This is a genomic window from Streptomyces sp. NPDC001056 (assembly GCF_053598955.1).
On sequence record NZ_JBSFLI010000028.1, the window covers coordinates 1 to 21,206 of the forward strand.

18 protein-coding genes and 1 pseudogene are annotated in these 21,206 nt (G+C 73.2%); 9 read left to right on the top strand and 10 right to left on the bottom strand.

The features are described from left to right. Positions 1–461: 461 nt before the first annotated feature. From proC to ACWDD7_RS27920, 4 genes are all read right to left on the bottom strand, one after another. Positions 462–1,274 (bottom strand): pyrroline-5-carboxylate reductase, encoded by an 813-nt coding sequence (gene proC, locus ACWDD7_RS27905; RefSeq protein WP_351881087.1) that lies wholly within the window; start codon positions 1,272–1,274, stop codon positions 462–464. A gap of 143 nt (positions 1,275–1,417) precedes the next feature. Next, positions 1,418–2,200, bottom strand: a complete 783-nt coding sequence (locus tag ACWDD7_RS27910; protein ID WP_450459456.1) for a class I SAM-dependent methyltransferase — start codon at positions 2,198–2,200, stop codon at positions 1,418–1,420. A 53-nt stretch (positions 2,201–2,253) separates the two neighbouring features. Next, positions 2,254–2,760: an EamA/RhaT family transporter gene (locus ACWDD7_RS27915; RefSeq protein WP_392213738.1), complete on the bottom strand. Its 507-nt coding sequence runs from the start codon at positions 2,758–2,760 to the stop codon at positions 2,254–2,256. A gap of 262 nt (positions 2,761–3,022) precedes the next feature. After that, entirely contained in the window at positions 3,023–3,277 is a 255-nt protein-coding gene (locus tag ACWDD7_RS27920) for an SH3 domain-containing protein (RefSeq protein WP_351881078.1), read from the bottom strand. A 146-nt stretch (positions 3,278–3,423) separates the two neighbouring features. Here ACWDD7_RS27920 and ACWDD7_RS27925 point away from each other — a divergent pair, with 146 nt between their 5' ends. Next, positions 3,424–5,556, top strand: a complete 2,133-nt coding sequence (locus ACWDD7_RS27925) for a serine/threonine-protein kinase (protein ID WP_450459457.1) — start codon at positions 3,424–3,426, stop codon at positions 5,554–5,556. Positions 5,557–5,620: 64 nt separating this feature from the next. On the opposite strand, the gene ilvD is transcribed toward ACWDD7_RS27925, so the two are convergent. The 4 genes and pseudogenes from ilvD to ACWDD7_RS27945 form a co-directional block, all read right to left on the bottom strand. Beyond that, a complete protein-coding gene (gene ilvD, locus ACWDD7_RS27930; RefSeq protein WP_392213736.1) occupies positions 5,621–7,474 on the bottom strand; it encodes a dihydroxy-acid dehydratase in 1,854 nt (617 codons plus the stop codon). Between the two features lie 217 nt (positions 7,475–7,691). After that, positions 7,692–7,793 (bottom strand): annotated as a pseudogene (locus ACWDD7_RS27935) (TetR family transcriptional regulator); the annotation flags it as partial. A gap of 207 nt (positions 7,794–8,000) precedes the next feature. Continuing rightward, on the bottom strand, positions 8,001–8,813 hold the full coding sequence (locus tag ACWDD7_RS27940; RefSeq protein ID WP_351880767.1) for a sugar phosphate isomerase/epimerase family protein: 813 nt from the start codon (positions 8,811–8,813) through the stop codon (positions 8,001–8,003). Between the two features lie 149 nt (positions 8,814–8,962). Continuing rightward, on the bottom strand, positions 8,963–9,895 hold the full coding sequence (locus ACWDD7_RS27945) for a Ppx/GppA phosphatase family protein (protein WP_351880765.1): 933 nt from the start codon (positions 9,893–9,895) through the stop codon (positions 8,963–8,965). Between the two features lie 71 nt (positions 9,896–9,966). On the opposite strand from ACWDD7_RS27945, the gene ACWDD7_RS27950 reads away from it, so the two are divergent. Then, complete coding sequence (locus tag ACWDD7_RS27950; RefSeq protein ID WP_450459458.1) at positions 9,967–10,806, top strand: hypothetical protein; 840 nt, start codon at positions 9,967–9,969, stop codon at positions 10,804–10,806. Positions 10,807–10,989: 183 nt separating this feature from the next. Here the strand turns inward: ACWDD7_RS27950 and ACWDD7_RS27955 are convergent, their stop codons facing one another. Further along, positions 10,990–12,846, bottom strand: a complete 1,857-nt coding sequence (locus ACWDD7_RS27955; RefSeq protein ID WP_450459459.1) for a BACON domain-containing protein — start codon at positions 12,844–12,846, stop codon at positions 10,990–10,992. 201 nt (positions 12,847–13,047) lie between these two features. Between ACWDD7_RS27955 and radA the strand changes: the two genes are divergently transcribed. Further along, positions 13,048–14,457: a DNA repair protein RadA gene (gene radA, locus ACWDD7_RS27960; RefSeq protein ID WP_351874113.1), complete on the top strand. Its 1,410-nt coding sequence runs from the start codon at positions 13,048–13,050 to the stop codon at positions 14,455–14,457. 80 nt (positions 14,458–14,537) lie between these two features. Further along, complete coding sequence (disA, locus tag ACWDD7_RS27965; RefSeq protein ID WP_351874110.1) at positions 14,538–15,662, top strand: DNA integrity scanning diadenylate cyclase DisA; 1,125 nt, start codon at positions 14,538–14,540, stop codon at positions 15,660–15,662. Between the two features lie 54 nt (positions 15,663–15,716). On the opposite strand, the gene ACWDD7_RS27970 is transcribed toward disA, so the two are convergent. Continuing rightward, entirely contained in the window at positions 15,717–16,520 is an 804-nt protein-coding gene (locus ACWDD7_RS27970; RefSeq protein WP_450459460.1) for a hypothetical protein, read from the bottom strand. A gap of 179 nt (positions 16,521–16,699) precedes the next feature. On the opposite strand from ACWDD7_RS27970, the gene ACWDD7_RS27975 reads away from it, so the two are divergent. The 5 genes from ACWDD7_RS27975 (at position 16,700) to cseC (ending at position 21,160) form a co-directional block, all read left to right on the top strand. Further along, positions 16,700–17,575, top strand: coding sequence for an HhH-GPD family protein (locus ACWDD7_RS27975; protein ID WP_351874104.1), 876 nt, complete (start codon positions 16,700–16,702; stop codon positions 17,573–17,575). A 280-nt stretch (positions 17,576–17,855) separates the two neighbouring features. Continuing rightward, positions 17,856–18,395 (top strand): SigE family RNA polymerase sigma factor, encoded by a 540-nt coding sequence (locus tag ACWDD7_RS27980; protein WP_086809325.1) that lies wholly within the window; start codon positions 17,856–17,858, stop codon positions 18,393–18,395. 41 nt (positions 18,396–18,436) lie between these two features. Continuing rightward, positions 18,437–19,048, top strand: coding sequence for a hypothetical protein (locus ACWDD7_RS27985; RefSeq protein ID WP_351874100.1), 612 nt, complete (start codon positions 18,437–18,439; stop codon positions 19,046–19,048). A gap of 50 nt (positions 19,049–19,098) precedes the next feature. Continuing rightward, entirely contained in the window at positions 19,099–19,803 is a 705-nt protein-coding gene (cseB, locus tag ACWDD7_RS27990; protein ID WP_351874097.1) for a two-component system response regulator CseB, read from the top strand. 10 nt (positions 19,804–19,813) lie between these two features. Beyond that, on the top strand, positions 19,814–21,160 hold the full coding sequence (gene cseC / locus ACWDD7_RS27995; RefSeq protein ID WP_351874094.1) for a two-component system sensor histidine kinase CseC: 1,347 nt from the start codon (positions 19,814–19,816) through the stop codon (positions 21,158–21,160). The last annotated feature ends 46 nt before the right edge of the window (positions 21,161–21,206 follow it).

The window sequence follows — 21,206 nt, forward strand, 5'->3', positions numbered from 1 at the left end:
TCGCTTCCTTTGTACTCACCCTCTCGGGCTTTCCTCCGGGCTTCCCTTCGGTGTTTCCGACTCTATCAGATCTTCTCTCGATCCGATTTCCTCGGCGCTTTCCAGGTTTCCGCTTTCGCGTTTCCCTTTCCGGCGGTTCCGACTCTATCAGACCCTTTCGGCGTCTGATCCCCGGTCAGCGGGGCTTGTCTTCCCGGCCGTTGGGCCGTTCCGACGAGTGAGACTTTAGCGGATTCCCGGCTCCCGAGCTAATCGGGGGCCTGCGTCCTTTCGAACGCGGATTCCTCATTTCGCAAATACGCACGCCAAAGTGTTCGACGCCGAAGCGTCGAGAACGGGTGGCACTCACGGAATGGCTGCCCGGGGACCGACCGGAGTCGGCGCTCACGTCGGACAACTCGGAGTACCTTACGGATCGCTCCGAGGTGTGTCAACTGACGGTCGGTCCCGTCCGGCCGGGGTCAGTCCTTCTTGCCGGAGGCCAGCTCGCGGCTGCGGTCCCGGGCGGCTTCCAGCGCGGCGATGAGGGCGGCGCGGACGCCGTGGTTCTCCAGCTCGCGGATGGCGTTGATCGTCGTACCGGCCGGGGAGGTGACGTTCTCCCGGAGCTTCACCGGGTGCTCGCCGCTGTCGCGGAGCATCACGGCGGCGCCGATGGCGGACTGGACGATGAGGTCGTGGGCCTTGTCGCGGGGCAGGCCGAGCAGGATGCCGGCGTCGGTCATGGCCTCGACCAGATAGAAGAAGTACGCCGGTCCCGAGCCGGACAGGGCGGTGCAGGCGTCCTGCTGGCTTTCGGGGACGCGGAGCGTCTTGCCGACGGCGCCGAAGATGTTCTCGGCGGTGGCCAGGTGGTCCGGGGTGGCATGGGTGCCCGCGGAGATGACGGACATGGCCTCGTCGACGAGGGCGGGGGTGTTCGTCATGACACGGACGACGGGGGTGCCCGCGGCGAGGCGTTCCTCGAAGAAGGCGGTCGGGATGCCGGCGGCGCCGCTGATGACCAGGCGGTCGGCGGGGATGTGCGGGGCCAGTTCGTCCAGCAGGGTGCCCATGTCCTGCGGCTTGACCGTGAGGATCAGGGTGTCGGCGGTCTTGGCGGCCTCGGTGTTGGTGACCGGGGTGACTCCGTGGCGGGCGCGGAGTTCCTCGGCGCGTTCGGGGCGGCGGGCGGTGACGAGGAGGTCGGCGGGGGCCCAGCCGGCTCGGATCATTCCGCTGAGCAGGGCTTCGCCGATCTTGCCGGTGCCGAGTACTGCGACTTTCTGGCTCATGCGGTTCAGTCTGGCACCGGGGGTTTCTTGGCGGGGGCTTGTCCGGTGGGCGGAACAGGTGCGCTGTGCCGTCACCGGCCGGGGTGGGGACGCTCACCGGCGCCGCCACCGTCTTGGGCGCGTGGCCCCGTCCGCCGTCCCGGTCACTGCTTTCCGGCCACCAGGAGGAGCACGTCGTACGTCTCCTCGACCCTGCCGTCGGGGAAGACCTTCAGGAGGTGGGTGCGTTCGTCGGCGAGGAACGCGGCGCGGCGGGCCTCGTCCATGACGAGGAAGAAGGAGTGGCTGGCGAGGTTGGCGAGGTGGGTGTCCAGGGGGACCTGGCGGCTCCAGCGGATCTCGCGGTGGGTGAAGTCGAGGCGGCCGCTGGGGTCGGCGAGGTGTACGCGGTCGCCTGCCTTGCCCTGTTCGGCCGCGTCGAGGCCGAAGCGGCGGCTGACGCGGGCGGATGCCTCCGCGATCCACTCGATGTCGAGGGCGTGGGTGTTCCACCACAGGGCCAGCGTCCCGGCCGGCCGCAGCACGCGCAGCGCCTCCGGCACCGAGTGGGCGGGCTCGGTCCAGTGCCAGGACTGGGCGTAGGTGAGGAAGTCGGCCGTGGCGTCGGCGAGCGGGAGGGCGTTGCCGCTGCCCCGGACCAGGGGGATCTCCGGGTTGCCGCGGCGGAACTCGGCGGCCATGCCCTCGCCGGGCTCGACCGCGAGGACGTCCGCGCCGCGGGCGTGCAGCAGGCTCGTGGAGATGCCGGTCCCGGCGCCGACGTCCACGACCCGCGCGCCGGTCAGGGCCCGGCCGGCGATGTCCTCGACGGCGTCGAGGAGGGCGGGCGGGTAGGAGGGGCGGTTGGCCGCGTACTGGGCGGCGGCCGCGTTGAAGGAGTGAGCACGGGCGGTGTGGGCGGGGTCGGCGGGGTCCGTGGTCGTCATACGGCCATGGTCGTCGCCCGGCACCGCGTACGGCGGCGGCTTTGCCAGGAGTTCTAGCGGCGGCGCTTCTTCTTCGAGGGGTTGCCCGAGCGGCGGGTGGTGCGCAGGGCGTGTTCGGCGCGGGCCTTCTCGTACTCCTCGCGGTGGAGTTTCTCGCCCGGGGCCTCGGTGAGGGAGCGGAAGAAGTAGGCGAGGAGGGTGCCGACGAACCCGATGGCGAGCAGGCCGCGCAGGGAGGCCTGGCGCTGGGGGTCGTGGCGCTTGCCGAACCCGGCCCAGGTGTTGCCGAAGGCGAGCGCGGTGCAGATCGCGAACATGGCGACGACCAGGACGGTCACGAAGGTGCCGCTGTCGGCGATCTGGAGACCCTGGTAGGCGAAGCGCAGCACCAGGCAGGAGACGACCGCGGCGACGAGGGAGCCGACGGCGACACCGGCCCGGCGGGCCGCGTAGCCGTCGTCGTGGTGCACCCAGGACGTGCCGAAAAAACGCAGGGACTCGGGCCGGGGTCCGCTCGCGGACCCCTCCGGGGCGCCCGGGGCGCCGGTTTCGTCGCTCACGGGACGATTATGGCGCCGGTCGGGGACGGGCCCACGGGCGGGGCGACGCCGGACACGGGCAGGACGGCACCAGGGCGCGGGCGGGTCAGAGGGGTCCGACGGGTCCGGTCCGGCAGGTCCGATGGCCCGGCGCCGGCGCGGCGGCGCCCCCCTTGGAAGACGCCCGGCCGCCGCCCCGGAGAGGAGCGGTCACGGCGCGAGGGTCTGGCCGAGGAGCCGGGGAGGGCGGGGGCGGCGCCGCCCCCGGCCCCCGGCGCGGGACTCATCCGCAGCGGTCGGCCACATAGCCGTCGCTGCCCGTGAGGACGTACGCGTCCGCCACGAACTCGCCGTCGCTGATGTTGTCCCAGATGTTCGAGGTGCCGTACGTGCCGGTGACCGTGGTGCCCGGGGTCTGGCAGTAGATGGGGACCTTGGCGCCCTCGGGGAGGACGCGGATGACGCCGTAGCTGGTGCCGGGGCCGCTGCGGACGTTGACGCGGACACCCGGGGCGACGGAGTAGTAGCGGACGGACATGCGGAATCTCCCCCGTGATACCCCGTCAGGAGACGGGGACTGTCGATTGCGAACGGAGGTTAGCAAGCCGCCTCGGTCTCGTACGAGCCATCGACTAGGCTCCGTGCGTCGCGCGCGGACGAGGAGCACGGGGGGCGGTCCAGTCGATGACGACACAGCGCAGCACCGGAGCGGGCACGGAGGCCGATATGCCCGAATACGCCGGGCATTACCACCTGGAGTCGCGGCTGGGTTCCGGCGGCATGGGCGTGGTCCACCTCGCCCGCAGCACCTCGGGGCTGCGGCTCGCGGTGAAGGTCGTCCACGCGGAGTTCGCCCGGGACCGCGAGTTCCGGGGGCGGTTCCGGCAGGAGGTGGCCGCGGCGCGCCGGGTCAGCGGTGCGTTCACCGCGCCCGTGGTGGACGCCGACCCGGAGGCCGAACGGCCCTGGATGGCCACGCTGTTCATCCCCGGTCCGACCCTCTCCGAGCAGGTGAAGGAGCACGGGCCGCTGGACGCGGGGCAGTTGCGGCGGCTGATGGCGGGGCTCGCGGAGGCGTTGCGCGACATCCACCGCGTGGGTGTGGTGCACCGGGATCTCAAACCGAGCAATGTGCTGCTCGCCGAGGACGGTCCGAAGGTCATCGACTTCGGCATCTCCCGGCCCAAGGACAGCGAACTGCGCACGGAGACCGGCAAGTTGATCGGCACGCCGCCGTTCATGGCGCCCGAGCAGTTCCGGCGGCCGCGGGAGGTGGGGCCCGCCGCGGACATCTTCGCGCTGGGCTCGGTGCTGGTGCACGCGGCGACCGGACGGGGGCCGTTCGACTCCGACAGCCCGTACGTCGTCGCCTATCAGGTCGTACACGACGAGCCCGATCTGTCGGGGGTGCCGGCGAGCCTCGCGCCGCTCATCGAGCGCTGTCTCGCCAAGGACCCGGACGCACGGCCGACGCCGGACGAGCTGATGCGTCAACTGCGGTCGGTGGCGGCGTCGTACGACACACAGGCGTTCATACCGGCGCAGCGGGCGGCGGGTTCGGCCGGCGAGACCGACACGTCCGGCGAGGCCGGCAAGGCCGAGCGGCGGCCGTCCCCGGCGGGCACGCCCGACGCGCCGGGGACGGAGAAGCGCGCCCTGCGGCCCGGCCGGATCGCCGCCGTCGCGGCCGGGGTGCTCGCGCTGGTCGCCGGCGGGGTCCTCGCCTCCGTGCACCTGCTCGGCGACGACGGCCCCGCGGGGAATCCGCGGACGGCGGCCGTGGGGTTCGCGGGGTGGCGCACGAAACCGGTCGCCGGGCGGACGGAGGCGCCCCGGTGTGCCTTCGGCGCGGGACTGCTGCTGTGCACCGGCGCGGAGCAGGCGTACGCGCTCGATCCGCGCGGCGGCCGGGTGCTGTGGCGGCATCCCTTCACGGGGGCGCGCTGGAGCGCGGCGCCGGTGGTGTCGGGCGGGCTGGTGCAGGTGCGCGACGAGGCCGGGGACGTGGTGGCGCTCGACCCGGACACGGGCCGTACCCACTGGCGGCGCGCGCTGCCCACGGGCGCCGGGGCGCAGTACACCGACGGGACGCTGCTGATCACCGCCGCGGACGGCACCGTCACGGGCGTGGACAGCGCGTCGGGGCGCACGAGCTGGAGCCGGCGGCTGCCGGGGGCCGGCAGGCCCCGCGTCGATGCCTTCCCGGGCGCCGACTCCGCCTACGCGACGACCTCCTCCGCGGACGGCGGGAGCACGCGCGTCGTCGCGCTCGACCCGGAGACCGGGGAGGTCCGGTGGGACACCCTGCTGACCGGGCTGCTGCGACCGGTCGGCGCGCAGGGCGGCACCGTGTTCTTCGTGTCCGCCGATCCGGTCTACGGCGACACCGACGCGGTGGTCCGTTACGACGCCTCGTCCCGGGCCCTGCGACGGGTGCCGCTGCCCGCGCCCCGGCCGGACGTCCACACCGCCGTGCACCAGGGCGTGGTCTACCTCCTGGACGTGAACGGCGGCCTGGACGCCGTGGACGCCGCGGCCGGCAAGCGGCTGTGGCACCTGGAGACGTCGGTGAGCCGGGGCTCGGCGCTGATCGCCGGGGACCGGTACCTGTACTTCTCGGCGGGCGACGGGCGGCTGCTCGCCGTGGACGCGCGGGGCGGACGGCTCGCGGGGCAGACGCCGGCGCGGCCGGGGGCCGGGGCGGAGCGGATCGCCGCGCTGCGGGCGGCGCCGGTGCTCGTCGACCCGCAGGTGTTCGCGACCGCGCCCGACGGTTCGGTGTTCGCGCTCGACGGGCGCGATCCGTCGGCCTGGTGAAGCAGCAGGGGCCGCCCCCGGGCGGAGGCGGCCCCTGCTGCCACAAGAGGCTCGTGGAAGAGCGTCAGCCCAGCTTGCTCACGTCCCGCACCGCGCCCTTGTCCGCGCTGGTCGCCATCGCCGCGTAGGCGCGCAGCGCGGCGGTGACCTTGCGGTCGCGGTTCCTGGGGGCGTACGTGCCGTTCAGGGCCTGCTCGCGGCGGGCCAGTTCGGCCTCGTCCACCAGCAGCTCGATGGTGCGGTTCGGGATGTCGATGCGGATGCGGTCGCCGTCCTCGACCAGGGCGATGGTGCCGCCGGAGGCCGCCTCCGGGGAGGCGTGGCCGATGGAGAGGCCCGAGGTGCCGCCGGAGAAGCGGCCGTCGGTGATCAGCGCGCAGCTCTTGCCGAGGCCGCGGCCCTTCAGGTACGAGGTCGGGTAGAGCATCTCCTGCATGCCGGGACCGCCCTTGGGGCCCTCGTAGCGGATGACGACGACGTCGCCCTCCTTGACCTCCTGGGTGAGGATCCGCTGGACGGCCTCCTCCTGGGACTCGCAGACCACGGCCGGGCCCTCGAAGGTCCAGATCGACTCGTCCACGCCGGCCGTCTTGACCACGCAGCCGTCGACCGCCAGGTTGCCCCGCAGGACCGCGAGGCCGCCGTCCTTGGAGTAGGCGTGCTCGGCGGAGCGGATGCAGCCGCCCTCGGCGTCGTCGTCCAGGGACTCCCAGCGCTCGGACTGGGAGAATGCCTCGGCGGAGCGGACGCAGCCGGGGGCCGCGTGCCACAGCTCGACCGCCTCGGGGGACGGGGAGCCGCCGCGGACGTCCCAGGTCTTGAGCCAGTCGGCGAGGGAGGGGCTGTGCACGGCGTGCACGTCCTCGTTCAGCAGGCCGGCGCGGTGCAGTTCACCGAGGAGGGCGGGGATGCCGCCGGCGCGGTGCACGTCCTCCATGTAGTACGTGCGGTTCTTGCCGACGTTCGGCGCGACCTTGGCGAGGCAGGGGACGCGGCGGGAGACGGCGTCGATCTGCTCCAGGCCGAAGGGGACCCCCGCCTCCTGGGCGGCGGCCAGCAGGTGCAGGATCGTGTTGGTGGAGCCGCCCATCGCGATGTCCAGGGCCATGGCGTTCTCGAAGGCCTGGAAGGTGGCGACGGAGCGGGGCAGGACGGTCTCGTCGTCCTGCTCGTAGTAACGCCGGGTCAGGTCCATGACGGTGCGGGCGGCGTCGACGTAGAGCCGCCTGCGCGCGGTGTGGGTGGCGAGGACCGAGCCGTTGCCGGGCAGGGAGAGGCCGATGGCCTCGGTCAGGCAGTTCATCGAGTTGGCGGTGAACATGCCGGAGCAGCTGCCGCAGGTCGGGCAGGCGTTCTCCTCGATGCGCAGGATGTCGGCGTCGGAGACCTTGTCGTTGGCGGCCTCGGAGATGGCGTCGATCAGGTCGAGGGAGCGCACGGTGCCGTCGACCAGGGTGGCGCGGCCGGCCTCCATGGGGCCGCCGGAGACGAAGACCGTCGGGATGTTCAGGCGCAGGGCGGCCATCAGCATGCCCGGGGTGATCTTGTCGCAGTTGGAGATGCAGACCAGGGCGTCGGCGCGGTGGGCCTCGACCATGTACTCCACGGAGTCCGCGATCAGGTCGCGGGAGGGCAGCGAGTAGAGCATGCCGCCGTGTCCCATGGCGATGCCGTCGTCCACGGCGATGGTGTTGAACTCGCGCGGGATGCCGCCGGCCTCGGTGATCGCCTCGCTGACGATCCGGCCGACCGGCTGGAGGTGGGTGTGGCCCGGCACGAACTCGGTGAAGGAGTTCGCGACGGCGATGATCGGCTTACGGCCGATGTCCGCACCGGGTACACCGGAGGCACGCATAAGGGCGCGGGCGCCCGCCATGTTGCGGCCGTGGGTGACTGTGCGGGACCTCAGCTCGGGCATCGTCGCTCGCTCCTCGATGGACAGTTCTGGCTTTCTCCGAGCGTACGCCGGGGCTCCAAGGAATGGACGCTGTTGTCCGGAATGCGGGACGGTCATTTCACCGGCGGGCCGCGGTGCGGGTCCTGCCCGGGTGCGTGCGGCCGGTTTCGGGGCCCCGGCCGCGGTTCAGGGCCGCTGAGGTGTCCCTGTACGACGGGCGCCACCCGCGCGATGATCTCCTGCGGAAGACGGCGGCGGTGTCGTCGGTGACGGCCGAGCGCAGGATCGCGAGCAGCGGCGCCCGGGTCGTGGGGTTCTCCCGGACGCCGAACACGAAGCGGAAGCCCACACCGGCGGCCTTGGCGATCTGCGGTCGGCGGGGGCTCTGTGGGCCCCGTGTGGCTGGTGGGCTCCGTGTGGCTGGGCTCCACGTGGCTGGTGGGCTCACTGTGGTCCACAGGACCGGCGGGACCGACGGGTTCCACGGGACCGGCGGGTTCCACGGGACCGGCGGGTTCCACGGGACCGGCGGGTTCCACGGGTTCGTTCATCGGCGGGGGAGCCGGGCGGCGGCGGCCAGGTGTTTGCGGGTGTAGGCCAGGGCCTCGGCGAGATCGGCCTCGCGCTCGGCGCCGGACATCGCCCGCCGGGTGTTGACCTCGATGACGACATGGCCGTCGAAGCCGGAGACGGCCAGGTGCTCCAGCAGCTCGGCGCAGGGCTGGTCGCCGCGCCCCGGCACCAGGTGCTCGTCCTTGGCCGAGCCGCGCCCGTCCGCGAGGTGGACATGGCCGAGCCGGTCGCCCATGCGCCCGAGCATCGCCAGGGCGTCGGTACGGGCCGTCGACGTGTGGCTGAGGTCGATCGTGAAGTGCCGGTAGTCGTCCTGGGTGACGTCCCAGGCGGGGGCGTAGGCGAGCATCTCGCGGTCGCGGTAGCGCCAGGGGTACATGTTCTCGACCGCGAACCGCACGTCCGTCTCGTCCGCCATGCGCCACACCCCCGCGACGAAGTCCCGCGCGTACTGCCGCTGCCAGCGGAACGGCGGGTGCACGACGACGGTGGAGGCGCCCAGCTTCTCGGCGGCGGCCCGGGCACGGCGCAGCTTGGTCCACGGGTCGGTGGACCAGACGCGCTGCGTGATCAGCAGACACGGGGCGTGCACGGCGAGGATCGGGATGCCGTGGTAGTCCGACAGGCGGCGCAGCGCCTCGATGTCCTGGCTGACGGGGTCGGTCCAGACCATGACCTCGACGCCGTCGTAGCCGAGGCGCGCGGCGATCTCGAAGGCCGTCGCCGTGGACTCCGGGTAGACGGAGGCTGTCGACAGCGCGACGGAGACGTCCCTTGGTTCAGCCACGTCCGTCACCTTAAGGCTTGGGAAGGTCCGGGTGCTGGGTGCCTGTTCGCCGTTGTGAGGTTCGCCATGGGGGCGGGTGCGGGTCGCGGGTGGCCGATCGCCCCACGCGGCGGAGGGGCGTACCGGTACGCCCCGCGCCCCTCGGGTGACTAGGCGGACCCCATGTGATCGAGTCGCCGCAGGATCACGCCTTCCCTCAGGGCCCATGGACATATCTCCAGGCTCTCCACGCCGAAGAGATCCATCGCGCCCTCTGCCACCAACGCCCCCGCGAGGAGCTGCCCCGCCCTGCCGTCGGAGACGCCCGGCAGTTCGGCGCGCTGGTCGGTGGTCATTCCGGCCAGGCGCGGGACCCAGGCTTCCAGGGATTCGCGTTTGAGTTCGCGCTGCACGTACAGGCCCTCGGCGGTGCGGGCGGCGCCGGCGATGCGGGCCAGCTGCTTGAAGGTCTTGGAGGTGGCGACGACGTGGTCGGGGGCGCCGAAGCGGGCGAACTCGCCGACCGTGCGGGCGATCTCCGCGCGGACATGGCGGCGCAGGGCACGTACGTCGTCCGGGGCGGGCGGGTCGCCGGGGAGCCAGCCGGCGGTGAGGCGGCCGGCGCCGAGAGGGAGGGAGGCGGCGGCGTCCGGTTCCTCGTCGATGCCGAAGGCGATCTCCAGGGACCCGCCGCCGATGTCCAGGACCAGCAGCTTTCCGGCGGACCAGCCGAACCAGCGGCGTACGGCGAGGAAGGTGAGGCGAGCCTCCTCGGCGCCGGAGAGTACCTGGAGCCGTACGCCGGTCTCGTCGGCCACCCGGGCGAGGACCTCGTCGGCGTTGCTCGCCTCGCGGACGGCGGAGGTGGCGAAGGGGAGCAGGTCCTCGACGCCCTTGTCCTCGGCGGCCTGGAGGGCGTCCCGTACGACCTCGACGAGCCGCTCGATGCCCTCGTCGCCGATGGCACCGCTGTCGTCGAGGAGTTGGGCGAGCCGAAGGTCGGCCTTGTGCGAATGCGCGGGCAGCGGGCGCGCGCCGGGGTGGGCGTCCACCACCAGCAGATGCACCGTGTTCGAACCCACATCCAGGACACCGAGTCTCATATGCGGAACGCTACTGCCAGAACGCCGCTCCACGGTCCCCGGACCGGGGACGGGGCACTTACCCTGGACGCGTGCCAAAGACGAAAAAGGCGAAGTCCGCGAAAGCCGAGAAGACGGACAAGGTTCACAAGGCGGCGAAAGCCATCAAGGGGTCGAAGGTGAGCGACGAGAAGGGGCTCGACTTCGCGCGCGCGTGGGTGGAGTTTCCGGACCCGGCGGACGACGAGCAGGTCTTCCGCTGCGATCTGACGTGGCTGACCTCGCGTTGGAACTGCGTCTTCGGCAGCGGCTGCCAGGGCATCAAGGCGGGGCACGCGGACGACGGGTGCTGCACGCTGGGGGCGCACTTCTCGGACGAGGACGACGAGAAGCGGGTCGCCGAGCACGTGGCGCGGCTCACGCCGGAGATCTGGCAGCACCACGCCGAGGGCACGAAGAACGGCTGGATCTCCGAGGACGAGGAGGGGTCCCGGCAGACGCGGCCCTTCCAGGGGTCCTGCGTCTTCCAGAACCGGCCCGGTTTCGCGGGCGGCGCGGGGTGCTCGCTGCACATCCTCGCGCTCAAGGAGGGCCGGGAGCCGCTGGAGACCAAGCCGGACGTGTGCTGGCAGCTGCCGGTCCGGCGGACGTACGAGTGGATCGACCGGCCCGACGACACCCGCGTCCTGCAGATCTCCATCGGCGAGTACGACCGCAGGGGCTGGGGCCCCGGCGGCCATGACCTGCACTGGTGGTGCACGTCCGCCACGTCGGCGCACGGCGCGGGCGACCCGGTGTACGTCTCCTACCGCGCGGAGCTGACGGAGCTGATGGGCAAGGAGGGCTACGACCGCCTGGCCGAACTCTGCGAGCAGCGCCTCGCCGCCGCGCTCCCGATGGTGGCCCCCCACCCGGCGGACCCCACCCCCTGACCCGTCTCCCCCGCCCCACCCGACCCGGTGGGCCGGCGGGTCCCCCGAGCCGCCCTCACCACGGCCGGGACGCGACAACCGGGCCGGCCGCGGCCCGGCCTCTTCTCCTGCCGAGCGAGGGCCGGGGGCCGGCCTTCGGGCCCGGGGCCCACGGCCGGCCCGCTCCCGGACGACGGGCCATCGCTAGCTCCCGGACGGGCTCGGTGTCCCGCTGTCCGTCGGGGTCGGGGTCGGCGTGGGGGTAGCGGAGGGCGGAGGGGCGGCCGGTGTGGTGGGGGGTGCCGGTGGAGTGCTGGGGGATGTGGGGGGCGGGGTGGTCGGGGCGCTGGTCGTGGGGGGTGCCGGAGGCGGGGTCGGGCGGGTCGCGGGGGGGCCGTAGCCGGTGATGGTGACCACCGCGCCGGCCGGGGCGACGGACACCTGGGCGCGCCAGAGGCCCCTCGGTTCGTGGAGGTGGTCGAGGTAGGCCCTCAGGGTCACCGAGGCGCCGGGGGCGAGGGTGCCGGAGGTCTGGCTGAGGTAGAGCCAGGAGGAGCCGGTGGCGGCGGACCAGCGGACCGGGGCGGGGCCGGCGGCGGTCAGCGTGATCAGCGTGGTGTCGCCGTCGTTCGCGGCGGTCACGGACAGCTGGCCGGCCGTGGTGTCCGCGGTTCCGGGGGCGACGCTCGTCACCTCCACCGAGACGTCCGGCTTGCCGTCCTTGCCCACGCCGGGCTTCACGCTCGCGCTGCCCGCGTTCTCGTACCCCCCGCCCGTGCCGTCCCCGCCGGCCGCGTCCGGGCCGTGCGCCTCGCGCGCGGTGCCGGGGCGGCCGTCCGGCTCGCCGGTCGGCGCGCCGCGGTACGCCGCCCACAGCGCCAGTACGGGCGCCGCCACCACCGTCGCCACGACCGTCGTCGTCACCGCGCGGGCGCGCAGCCGGTCGCGGCGGGCCGCGCGGTCCCGCGGGTCCATCGGGAAGCCGCGCCGGTCGAAGCGGGGTGCGGCCGTGACCCTGGCCCGGGAGCGCGGGGCGAGGGCCGTGCGGGGGGCTTCCAGGACGGGGAGTTCGGCGGGGGTGACCGTGGTGCCGGGCCAGCGGCCGGGGGCCGCGCGTTCGGCGGTACGGCGGCAGCGCGGGCAGTCGTCGACGTGTCGTACCAGCTCGCGGCGGAGCGCGGTGCTGAGGATCAGCCTGCTGTCGCCGGTGAGGTGGGCCACGCTCGGGCAGCCGCCGGTCTCCACCACCGCGAGCGCGGCGCGGGTGCGCTCCACCTCGCAGGCGGCCGCGGCGAGCAGATCGCGGGCGGCGGCCGGTGCCATGCCGAGGACGGCGGCGACCTCGGGGGCGGTCAGGTGGTGACGGACCGCGAGTTCAAGGGCCTCGCGCTGCTCGGGGGTGGTGCCGGCCGCCTCCGGCCAGGCGAGCAGGGCGAGTTCGCGGCGCCGGCGCTCCTGCACCTCCGGGGGGAGCGCGGGGCCGGGCGCCTCCGGTCCGGCCCCCTTCGCCGCGTCCGAGCGGCCCGCCGCGTGCGCGGCCTGCCGCTTCTGCTTCGCCTCGGCCAGCTTGCGCAGACACGCCCAACGGGCCAGCGCGTACAGCCACGCCCTGCGCTCGCCCTCGGTCCCGGGGACGCGGTGGGCGCGCCGTTCGGCCAGGGCGAGGGCGTCCCCGAGCGCGGCGGTGGCCGCTTCGTGGTCGCACAGCACGGACAGGCAGTAGGTGAACAGGCCGTCCAGGTACGACTCGTAGCGCGTCGACGCCCGCCGGGCGATGGCGCGCGCGGCGGCACGGTCACGCGCCTCACGGCCCGCACGCGCCCCATGCCCGTCGCTGCCTTCACGGCCCTCGCGCCCTTCGCGGGCCTCATGTGTCGCGCCGGCCTCATGGACTCCGCCGGACTCGTGCGCTTCCTGCGCCTCGTGCGCCTCGAACACACCGGGCACACGCGCGCCCTCGCGTGGCTCGCGCCCCTCGCGCGCCTCTCGTGCTTCGCGCGCCGCGCCGTGCGCCCGGTGCGCGCCGGTGGTTCGGGTGGTGGTCTCCGGGCTGCTGCTCATCACCCGTGCGACCGTAGGCGTCGGTGGAGCGCCCCTTCCGGAGCCTTGAGCTCTTTTAATCCGTACGGGTGAAACGATCCCTCATAAGGGGACAGGAACCCTTTCTTCCGCGGCCGGATTCCGCGGGGCGGTGGCCGATACCGGTCCACCCAATTGGCGGCCCCCGATCTCGTTGTCAGTGCCGCGGGCTACGGTTTCCGCATGGCTGCCCGTACCAAGACCACCAAGGACCGCCCGTCCTACCGCTGCACGGAGTGCGGCTGGCAGACGGCCAAGTGGCTCGGCCGCTGCCCCGAGTGCCAGGCCTGGGGCACGGTCGAGGAGTACGGCGCGCCCGCGGTCCGCACCACGGCGGCCGGCCGGGTCACCAACGCCGCGCTGCCCATCGGCCAGGTCGACGGCCGCCAGGCCACCGCCCGCTCCACCGGCGTGCCCGAGCTGGACCGGGTGCTCGGTGGCGGGCTCGTACCGGGCGCGGTGGTGCTGCTGGCGGGCGAGCCGGGCGTCGGCAAGTCCACCCTGCTGCTGGACGTGGCGGCCAAGGCGGCGAGCGAGGAGCACCGCACCCTCTATGTCACCGGCGAGGAGTCGGCCAGCCAGGTGCGGCTGCGCGCCGACCGCATCGGCGCGCTGCACGACCAGCTGTACCTGACCGCCGAGACCGATCTCTCCGCCGTCCTCGGACACTTGGACGAGGTCAAGCCGTCCCTGCTGATCCTCGACTCGGTGCAGACCGTCGCCTCCCCGGAGATCGAGGGCGCGCCCGGCGGCATGGCCCAGGTGCGCGAGGTCGCCGGGGCGCTGATCCGCGCGTCCAAGGAGCGCGGCATGTCCACCCTGCTGGTCGGCCATGTCACCAAGGACGGCGCCATCGCGGGCCCCCGCCTCCTGGAACACCTGGTGGACGTCGTCCTGCACTTCGAGGGCGACCGGCACGCCCGGCTGCGCCTGGTGCGCGGCGTGAAGAACCGGTACGGCGCCACGGACGAGGTCGGCTGCTTCGAGCTGCACGACGAGGGCATCACCGGCCTCGCCGACCCCAGCGGCCTCTTCCTGACCCGGCGCGCCGAACCGGTGCCGGGCACCTGTCTGACCGTGACCCTGGAGGGCCGCCGCCCGCTGGTGGCGGAGGTGCAGGCGCTGACCGTGGACTCCCAGATCCCCTCCCCGCGCCGTACGACGTCGGGCCTGGAGACCTCCCGGGTGTCGATGATGCTGGCCGTGCTCGAACAGCGCGGCCGGATCAGCGCGCTCGGCAAGCGGGACATCTACTCGGCGACGGTCGGCGGCGTGAAGCTGTCCGAGCCCGCCGCCGACCTGGCCATCGCGCTCGCGCTGGCCTCCGCCGCGAGCGACACCCCGCTGCCGAAGAACCTGGTGGCCATCGGCGAGGTGGGCCTCGCGGGCGAGGTGAGACGGGTCACGGGTGTGCAGCGCAGGCTCGCCGAGGCGCACCGGCTCGGCTTCACGCACGCGCTGGTGCCGGGGGACCCGGGCAAGGTCCCGCAGGGGATGAAGGTGCTGGAAGTCGCCGACATGGGGGACGCGCTGCGGGTCCTGCCCCGCTCCCGTCGCCGAGAGGCCCCACGGGAGGCGGAGGAGCGCCGGTAGACTTTGCCCAGGTCTCGCCCGTCCGTACGAACCGAGTGCGGGCACGGGAGCGCGTCAGAACCTGCGACCGGAGGAGTGCAGTGGCAGCCAACGACCGGGCAGCAGCTCCCGGAAAGTCCGGTGGGAGTGCCGGTTCCGATGGCCTGATGCGCGCCTCGCTGAGCGCCGTGGCACCCGGTACGGCCATGCGCGACGGGCTGGAGCGCGTGCTGCGCGGCAACACCGGCGGGCTGATCGTGCTCGGCTGCGACAAGACCGTCGAGGCGATGTGCACCGGCGGGTTCGTGCTGGACGTGGAGTTCACCGCGACCCGGCTGCGGGAGCTGTGCAAGCTGGACGGCGGCATCGTGCTCTCGTCGGACCTGTCGAAGATCCTGCGCGCGGGCGTGCAGCTGGTCCCGGACCCGACGATCCCCACGGAGGAGACGGGTACCCGGCACCGCACGGCGGACCGGGTGAGCAAGCAGGTCGGCTTCCCCGTGGTATCCGTCTCCCAGTCGATGCGGCTGATCGCGCTCTACGTCGACGGTCAGCGCCGCGTCCTGGAGGACTCGGCGGCGATCCTCTCCCGCGCGAACCAGGCGCTGGCCACCCTGGAGCGGTACAAGCTCCGCCTGGACGAGGTGGCGGGCACACTCTCGGCGCTGGAGATCGAGGACCTGGTCACGGTGCGGGACGTGTCCGCCGTCGCGCAGCGTCTTGAGATGGTGCGCCGGATCGCCACCGAGATCGCCGAGTACGTGGTGGAGCTGGGGACGGACGGCCGTCTTCTCTCGCTCCAGCTGGAGGAGTTGATCGCGGGGGTCGAGCCGGACCGGGAGCTGGTGGTGCGGGACTACGTGCCCGAGCCGACGGCGAAGCGCTCCCGCACGGTCGAGGAGGCCCTGGCCGAGCTGGACGCGCTCACCCAGGCGGAGCTGATCGAGGTCGGCACGGTCGCGCGGGCGCTGGGGTACACGGGCTCGCCCGAGACCCTCGACTCCGCGGTGTCCCCGCGGGGCTTCCGGCTGCTGGCCAAGGTGCCGCGACTGCCGGGCGCGATCATCGACCGGCTCGTGGAGCACTTCGGCGGTCTGCAGAAGCTGCTGGCCGCGAGTGTGGACGACCTGCAGACGGTGGACGGTGTGGGTGAGGCGCGGGCGAGGAGCGTCCGGGAGGGGCTGTCCCGGCTCGCCGAGTCCTCGATCCTGGAGCGGTACGTATAGGTTCCGGGGACGCCGGGTCAGTGCCCGCCCCCGGCCCCCGGCCCTCGGCGCCCGCTAGTCCGCCGACAGCACGAACGACGCCTGAAGCTTCCCGTAGCCCGGGGTCCTGGCCTCCAGCAGGTACGTCCCGGGCTTCGCCGAGCCGCCCGACGAGGTCGCGCAGTGCGCCGCGCTCGGCCTCCGGTCCCACTTCGCCGTGTACGAGATGCTCTGGCCCGCCGGCACCCGGAAGAGGAGGTCGCCGGGGCCCTGGGGGCAGTCGGCGGAGGACCAGAAGGAGCTGTCGCCGTCGGCCGGGGTGACGGTCAACACCGCGTTCTTCGGGCCGAGATCGACCTTGCAGTCGGCGGACGACGTGTTCTTCGCGGTGAGTTCGAAGGCCGGCGTCTGGTCCGGCGAGTAGGAGTTGTGCAGGCTGCGCAGGCCCAACGACACGGAACCGGCCGTGCAGTCGGGCAGCGCGGAGGAGCCGGGCAGCGCGTCGCCCGCGACGACCGCCCCGCCACCCGTGCCCGCGGAACCACCCGAGCCCGCGCCCGAGCCCGATGTGCCGTCACCCGAGCCCGAACCGGACCCGGAAGACCCGGACCCCGAGCCCGATCCCCCCGACTCGTCCCGCCCGCCCGGGTGTTGGCTGTATGCGGGCCCCGATCCCGACGGTCCCGGCGTGATGGTGTTCGCGGGATTCTTGCCGCCGGACGCGCTGGTGCCCTTCTTCCCGCCGCCGCCCCCGCCTCCCGCGACGACGATCCACGCGGTCACCAGCGCCGAGACGGCGACCAACGACAGCAGTACGACCCTCCTACGCCAATAGATGGAGGAGGGAAGCGGCCCGACCGGATTGCGCAGAGATCCCACGCCCGAACTCTACGAGAGTTCGGCGCGCTGCCTTGCCCCACCCGCCGCGCACGCACCAACTTTTCCGGATCATCATCCCGGTAACTGCCCCCGCAGGCACGCTTCTTCAGCGACCGGCACGCTCGGTGACGGCGCCGTCACCCGCCACGCCCCACGCGGCGTGGCAGGATCGGAAGGCCATGACTGAGAAGCTCCACGCCCCCGTGATCGCCTGGTTCGACACCCACGCCCGCGACCTCCCCTGGCGCCGCCCGGAGGCGGGCGCATGGGGCGTGATGGTCAGCGAGTTCATGCTGCAGCAGACCCCGGTGAACCGGGTGCTGCCCGTCTACGAGCAGTGGCTCGCCCGCTGGCCGCGCCCCGCCGACCTGGCGAAGGAGGCTCCCGGCGAGGCCGTGCGCGCCTGGGGCCGGCTCGGCTACCCGCGCCGCGCGCTGCGGCTGCACGGCGCCGCGGTCGCCATAACGGAACGGCACGGCGGCGACGTACCGACGGAACACGCGCAACTGCTCGCGCTGCCCGGCATCGGCGAGTACACGGCCGCCGCGGTGGCCTCGTTCGCCTACGGGCAGCGGCACCCGGTGCTGGACACGAATGTGCGGCGGGTGCTGGCGCGGGCGGTGACGGGGGTGCAGTACCCGCCGAACGCGACGACGGCCGCCGAGCGGCGCCTCGCGCGCGAGCTGCTGCCCGAGGACGACCGGACGGCCGCGCGCTGGGCCGCCGCCTCCATGGAGCTGGGCGCGCTGGTGTGCACGGCGAAGAACGAGGGGTGCGCGCGCTGCCCGATCGCCGCGCAGTGCGCCTGGCGGCAGGCGGGCAAGCCGGAGCACCAGGGGCCCCCGCGGCGCGGACAGACGTACGCCGGTACGGACCGGCAGGTGCGCGGCAAACTCCTCGCCGTCCTGCGCGAGGCGCACACGCCGGTGCCGCAGGCGCTGCTGGACCGGGTGTGGCACGAGCCGGTGCAGCGGGCCCGGGCGCTGGACGGGCTGGTCGCCGACGGCCTGGTGGAGCCGCTGCCGGGCGGCCTGTACCGGCTGCCGCTCACCTGACGCACAGCCAGGTCTCAGCGTCACTCCCGCTGTTACGTGACTCCGAGCCCCACCAGACGCGACAAAAGCCTCACAACTGGACATAAATATCACGCTCTTTACCCCGTTCCTACGGCCGTTACACAACCGACGGATAGCCGATTGCCAGCCGCAGGCTGGTCCGCACAGCCTCGTGACAACGACTGCCTAACTTCTTCTCCGTGCCCGGCAGACCACGGGCGGCAGGACAGCGGGACTTCGGCTCGTGGCCGAAGCACACGGGGAACGGAGGCGGTTGAACATGGCGCAGGGCGAGGTGCTCGCATTCGAGGAGTACGTCCGCACACGACAGGACGCACTGCTGCGCAGTGCGCGTCGGCTGGTTCCGGACCCCGTCGACGCCCAGGACCTGCTGCAGACCGCGCTGGTGCGGACGTACGGCCGCTGGGACGGCATCGCCGACAAGCGGCTGGCCGACGCCTATCTGCGCCGGGTCATGATCAACACCCGGACCGAGTGGTGGCGGGCCCGCAAGCTGGAGGAGGTCCCCACCGAGCAGCTGCCGGACGCCAGTGTCGAGGACTCCACCGAGCAGCACGCCGACCGGGCCCTGCTGATGGACATCCTGAAAGTTCTGGCACCCAAGCAGCGCAGCGTCGTGGTGCTGCGACACTGGGAGCAGATGTCCACGGAGGAGACGGCCGCGGCCCTGGGTATGTCGGCGGGTACCGTCAAGAGCACGCTGCACCGGGCGCTCGCCCGGCTCCGCGAGGAGCTGGAGGCCCGCGACCTGGACGCACGGGCGTTGGAGCGTGAGGAGCGGGAGCGTTGCGCGGCCTGACCGGGCCCGGGCCGAGACAGGCCCGAGGGAGTTGGCTGGCGGTGATCGCGGCGGTGGCCTCGGTCACCGCCCTCGCCCTTTTCGCCGCGGCGTGCGGCACGGGCGGCCTGGGTGCCCGGGACGAGGGCCCGGCGCATCCCTCGGCGGTGGCCGGGGCCCGCGCGGTGGCCTCGCCGTCGCCCTCGCCGAGCGACCCGGACAAGTACCACAAGGTGGACGCCGTACAGCTGATCAAGCACGACCCGGCGGTGTCCGCCACCGTCAAGCGGGAGCTGAAGCCGTGCAGCGGTGACGAGTACCCGGTGGACGTCTCCTACGGCGATCTGACCGGGTCCCCGGTGGACGACGTCGTGATCAACGTGCTCACCTGCGCGGACGCGGTCGGGATCGGCTCGTACGTGTACCGGGACGACTCCGGCACCTTCGAGAACGTCTTCCGCACCGAGGAGTCCCCGGTCTACGCCGAGATCGACCAGGGGCGGCTGTCGGTGACCAGGCAGTATTACGAGAAGGGCGATCCCATCTCCAGCCCGTCCGGCGAGATCGTGACGCCGTACAGCTGGAAGGCGGGGCGGTTCACGCCCGGCAAGAGCGTGCGCAACGAGTACAGCAAGTCGGCCGGGCAGGTCCCGACGCCCGTGCCGGACAGCTGAACCGCGCGCGACCGAGACAGCAGCACTTCACGAGGACGGAAAGCACCGGGATGGCAGACCAGACCCACGTCCTGTTCGTCGAGGACGACGACGTCATCCGCGAGGCCACACAGCTCGCCCTGGAGCGGGACGGCTTCGCGGTCACCGCCATGCCCGACGGGCTGTCGGGCCTTGAGGCGTTCCGCGCGAACCGTCCCGACATCGCCCTGCTCGACGTGATGGTGCCGGGCCTCGACGGGGTCAGCCTGTGCCGCCGGATCCGGGACGAGTCGACGGTGCCGGTGATCATGCTGTCGGCGCGCGCCGACTCCATCGACGTGGTCCTCGGCCTGGAGGCGGGCGCGGACGACTACGTGACCAAGCCGTTCGACGGCGCCGTGCTGGTCGCCCGCATCCGGGCGGTGCTGCGCCGCTTCGGGCACGCCGGCGGCACCGCGCACCCGGAGGAGCCCGCGTCCGCGGTGCAGGGCGGCACGCTGACCTTCGGCGATCTGCGGATCGACACCGACGGCATGGAGGTGCGCCGGGCCGGCCTGCCGGTGGCGCTCACCCCGACGGAGATGCGGCTGCTGCTGGAGTTCTCCTCGGCGCCCGGGACCGTGCTCTCCCGCGACAAGCTCCTGGAGCGGGTGTGGGACTACGGCTGGGGCGGGGACACCCGGGTGGTCGACGTCCATGTGCAGCGGCTGCGGCAGAAGATCGGCCAGGACCGGATCGAGACGGTCCGCGGCTTCGGCTACAAGCTGAAGGCCTGAACGGAGCGGCATGCGGGGGTTTCTGCGGCACCCGGTCCGGCGCATGGAGCGCGCGGGCCTGCACACCGGCATCCGGTGGAAGCTCAGCGCGGCGATCGCGCTGGTCGCCGGTCTGGTCGCGATCGCGCTGAGCCTGGTCGTGCACAACGCGGCCCGGGTCTCGATGCTGGACAACGCGCGCGACCTGGCCAACGACCGGGTCCAGCTCGCCCAGCGCAACTACGAGTTGTACGGGCGGACGAACTTCCCGAACATCAAGATCGATGATCCGGCGATGCCCCCGGCGGTGCGCGAGAAGGTGATGGCCGGGCGCCGGGCGAGCGATGTCTCCGACCGCGGCTCGGGACCGCCGGACATCTGGGCGGCGGTGCCGGCGAAGGACGGGCATGTGCTGTCGCTGCACAGCCATTTCCCGGACCGTTCCATGGACGTGATGAAGGACCTGGACCAGGCCCTGGTCATCGGGTCCATCGCGGTGGTCCTCGGCGGCAGCGCGCTCGGGGTGCTGATCGGCGGACAGCTGTCCGGGCGGCTGCGCAAGGCCGCGGCCGCGGCGAACCGGGTCGCGGGGGGCGACACCGACGTACGGGTGCGGGAGGCGATCGGCGGGGTCGTACGGGACGAGACCGACGATCTCGCGCGGGCGGTGGACGCGATGGCGGACGCGCTGCGGCAACGCCTTGAGGCCGAGCGGCGGGTGACCGCGGACATCGCGCACGAGTTGCGCACCCCGGTGACCGGGCTGCTGACCGCCGCCGAGCTGCTGCCGCCGGGCCGGCCCACGGAGCTGGTGCTGGACCGGGCCAAGGCGATGCGCACGCTGGTGGAGGACGTGCTGGAGGTGGCCCGCCTGGACAGCGCCTCGGAGCGGGCCGAGCTCCAGGACATCATGCTGGGCGAGTTCGTGGCGCGGCGGGTGGCGGCCAAGGACCCGGAGATCGTCGTACGGGTCGTCCACGAGTCGGAGGTGACGACGGACCCGCGCCGCCTGGAGCGGGTGCTGTTCAACCTCCTCGCGAACGCCGCGCGGCACGGCCGGCCGCCGATCGAGGTGAGCGTCGAGGGCCGGGTGATCCGGATCCGCGACCATGGCCCCGGCTTCCCCGAGGAACTCCTCGCGGAGGGACCGAGCCGCTTCCGCACCGGCAGCATGGACCGCTCGGGCCAGGGCCACGGCCTCGGCCTCACCATCGCCGCCGGCCAGGCCCGCGTCCTCGGCGCCCGCCTCACCTTCCGCAACATCCGCCCGGCCGGCCTCCCGGCGGAGGGCGCGGTGGCCGTGCTGTGGCTCCCGGAGCACGCGCCCACCAATACCGGGAGCTATCCGATGCTGCCGCTGTCGGGGAGCGCGGGCTGAGCCCGGCCCCTGACACACATCCCCTGACATGCCGAAGGCCCCCGGG

Coding starts and splice junctions, on each gene's coding strand:
- proC (WP_351881087.1), bottom strand. CDS start 1,274: ATGAGCCAGAAAGTCGCAGTACTCGGCACCGGCAAGATCGGCGAAGCC.
- ACWDD7_RS27910 (WP_450459456.1), bottom strand. CDS start 2,200: ATGACGACCACGGACCCCGCCGACCCCGCCCACACCGCCCGTGCTCAC.
- ACWDD7_RS27920 (WP_351881078.1), bottom strand. CDS start 3,277: ATGTCCGTCCGCTACTACTCCGTCGCCCCGGGTGTCCGCGTCAACGTC.
- ACWDD7_RS27925 (WP_450459457.1), top strand. CDS start 3,424: ATGACGACACAGCGCAGCACCGGAGCGGGCACGGAGGCCGATATGCCC.
- ilvD (WP_392213736.1), bottom strand. CDS start 7,474: ATGCCCGAGCTGAGGTCCCGCACAGTCACCCACGGCCGCAACATGGCG.
- ACWDD7_RS27945 (WP_351880765.1), bottom strand. CDS start 9,895: ATGAGACTCGGTGTCCTGGATGTGGGTTCGAACACGGTGCATCTGCTG.
- ACWDD7_RS27955 (WP_450459459.1), bottom strand. CDS start 12,846: ATGAGCAGCAGCCCGGAGACCACCACCCGAACCACCGGCGCGCACCGG.
- radA (WP_351874113.1), top strand. CDS start 13,048: ATGGCTGCCCGTACCAAGACCACCAAGGACCGCCCGTCCTACCGCTGC.
- ACWDD7_RS27975 (WP_351874104.1), top strand. CDS start 16,700: ATGACTGAGAAGCTCCACGCCCCCGTGATCGCCTGGTTCGACACCCAC.
- ACWDD7_RS27980 (WP_086809325.1), top strand. CDS start 17,856: ATGGCGCAGGGCGAGGTGCTCGCATTCGAGGAGTACGTCCGCACACGA.
- cseB (WP_351874097.1), top strand. CDS start 19,099: ATGGCAGACCAGACCCACGTCCTGTTCGTCGAGGACGACGACGTCATC.
- cseC (WP_351874094.1), top strand. CDS start 19,814: ATGCGGGGGTTTCTGCGGCACCCGGTCCGGCGCATGGAGCGCGCGGGC.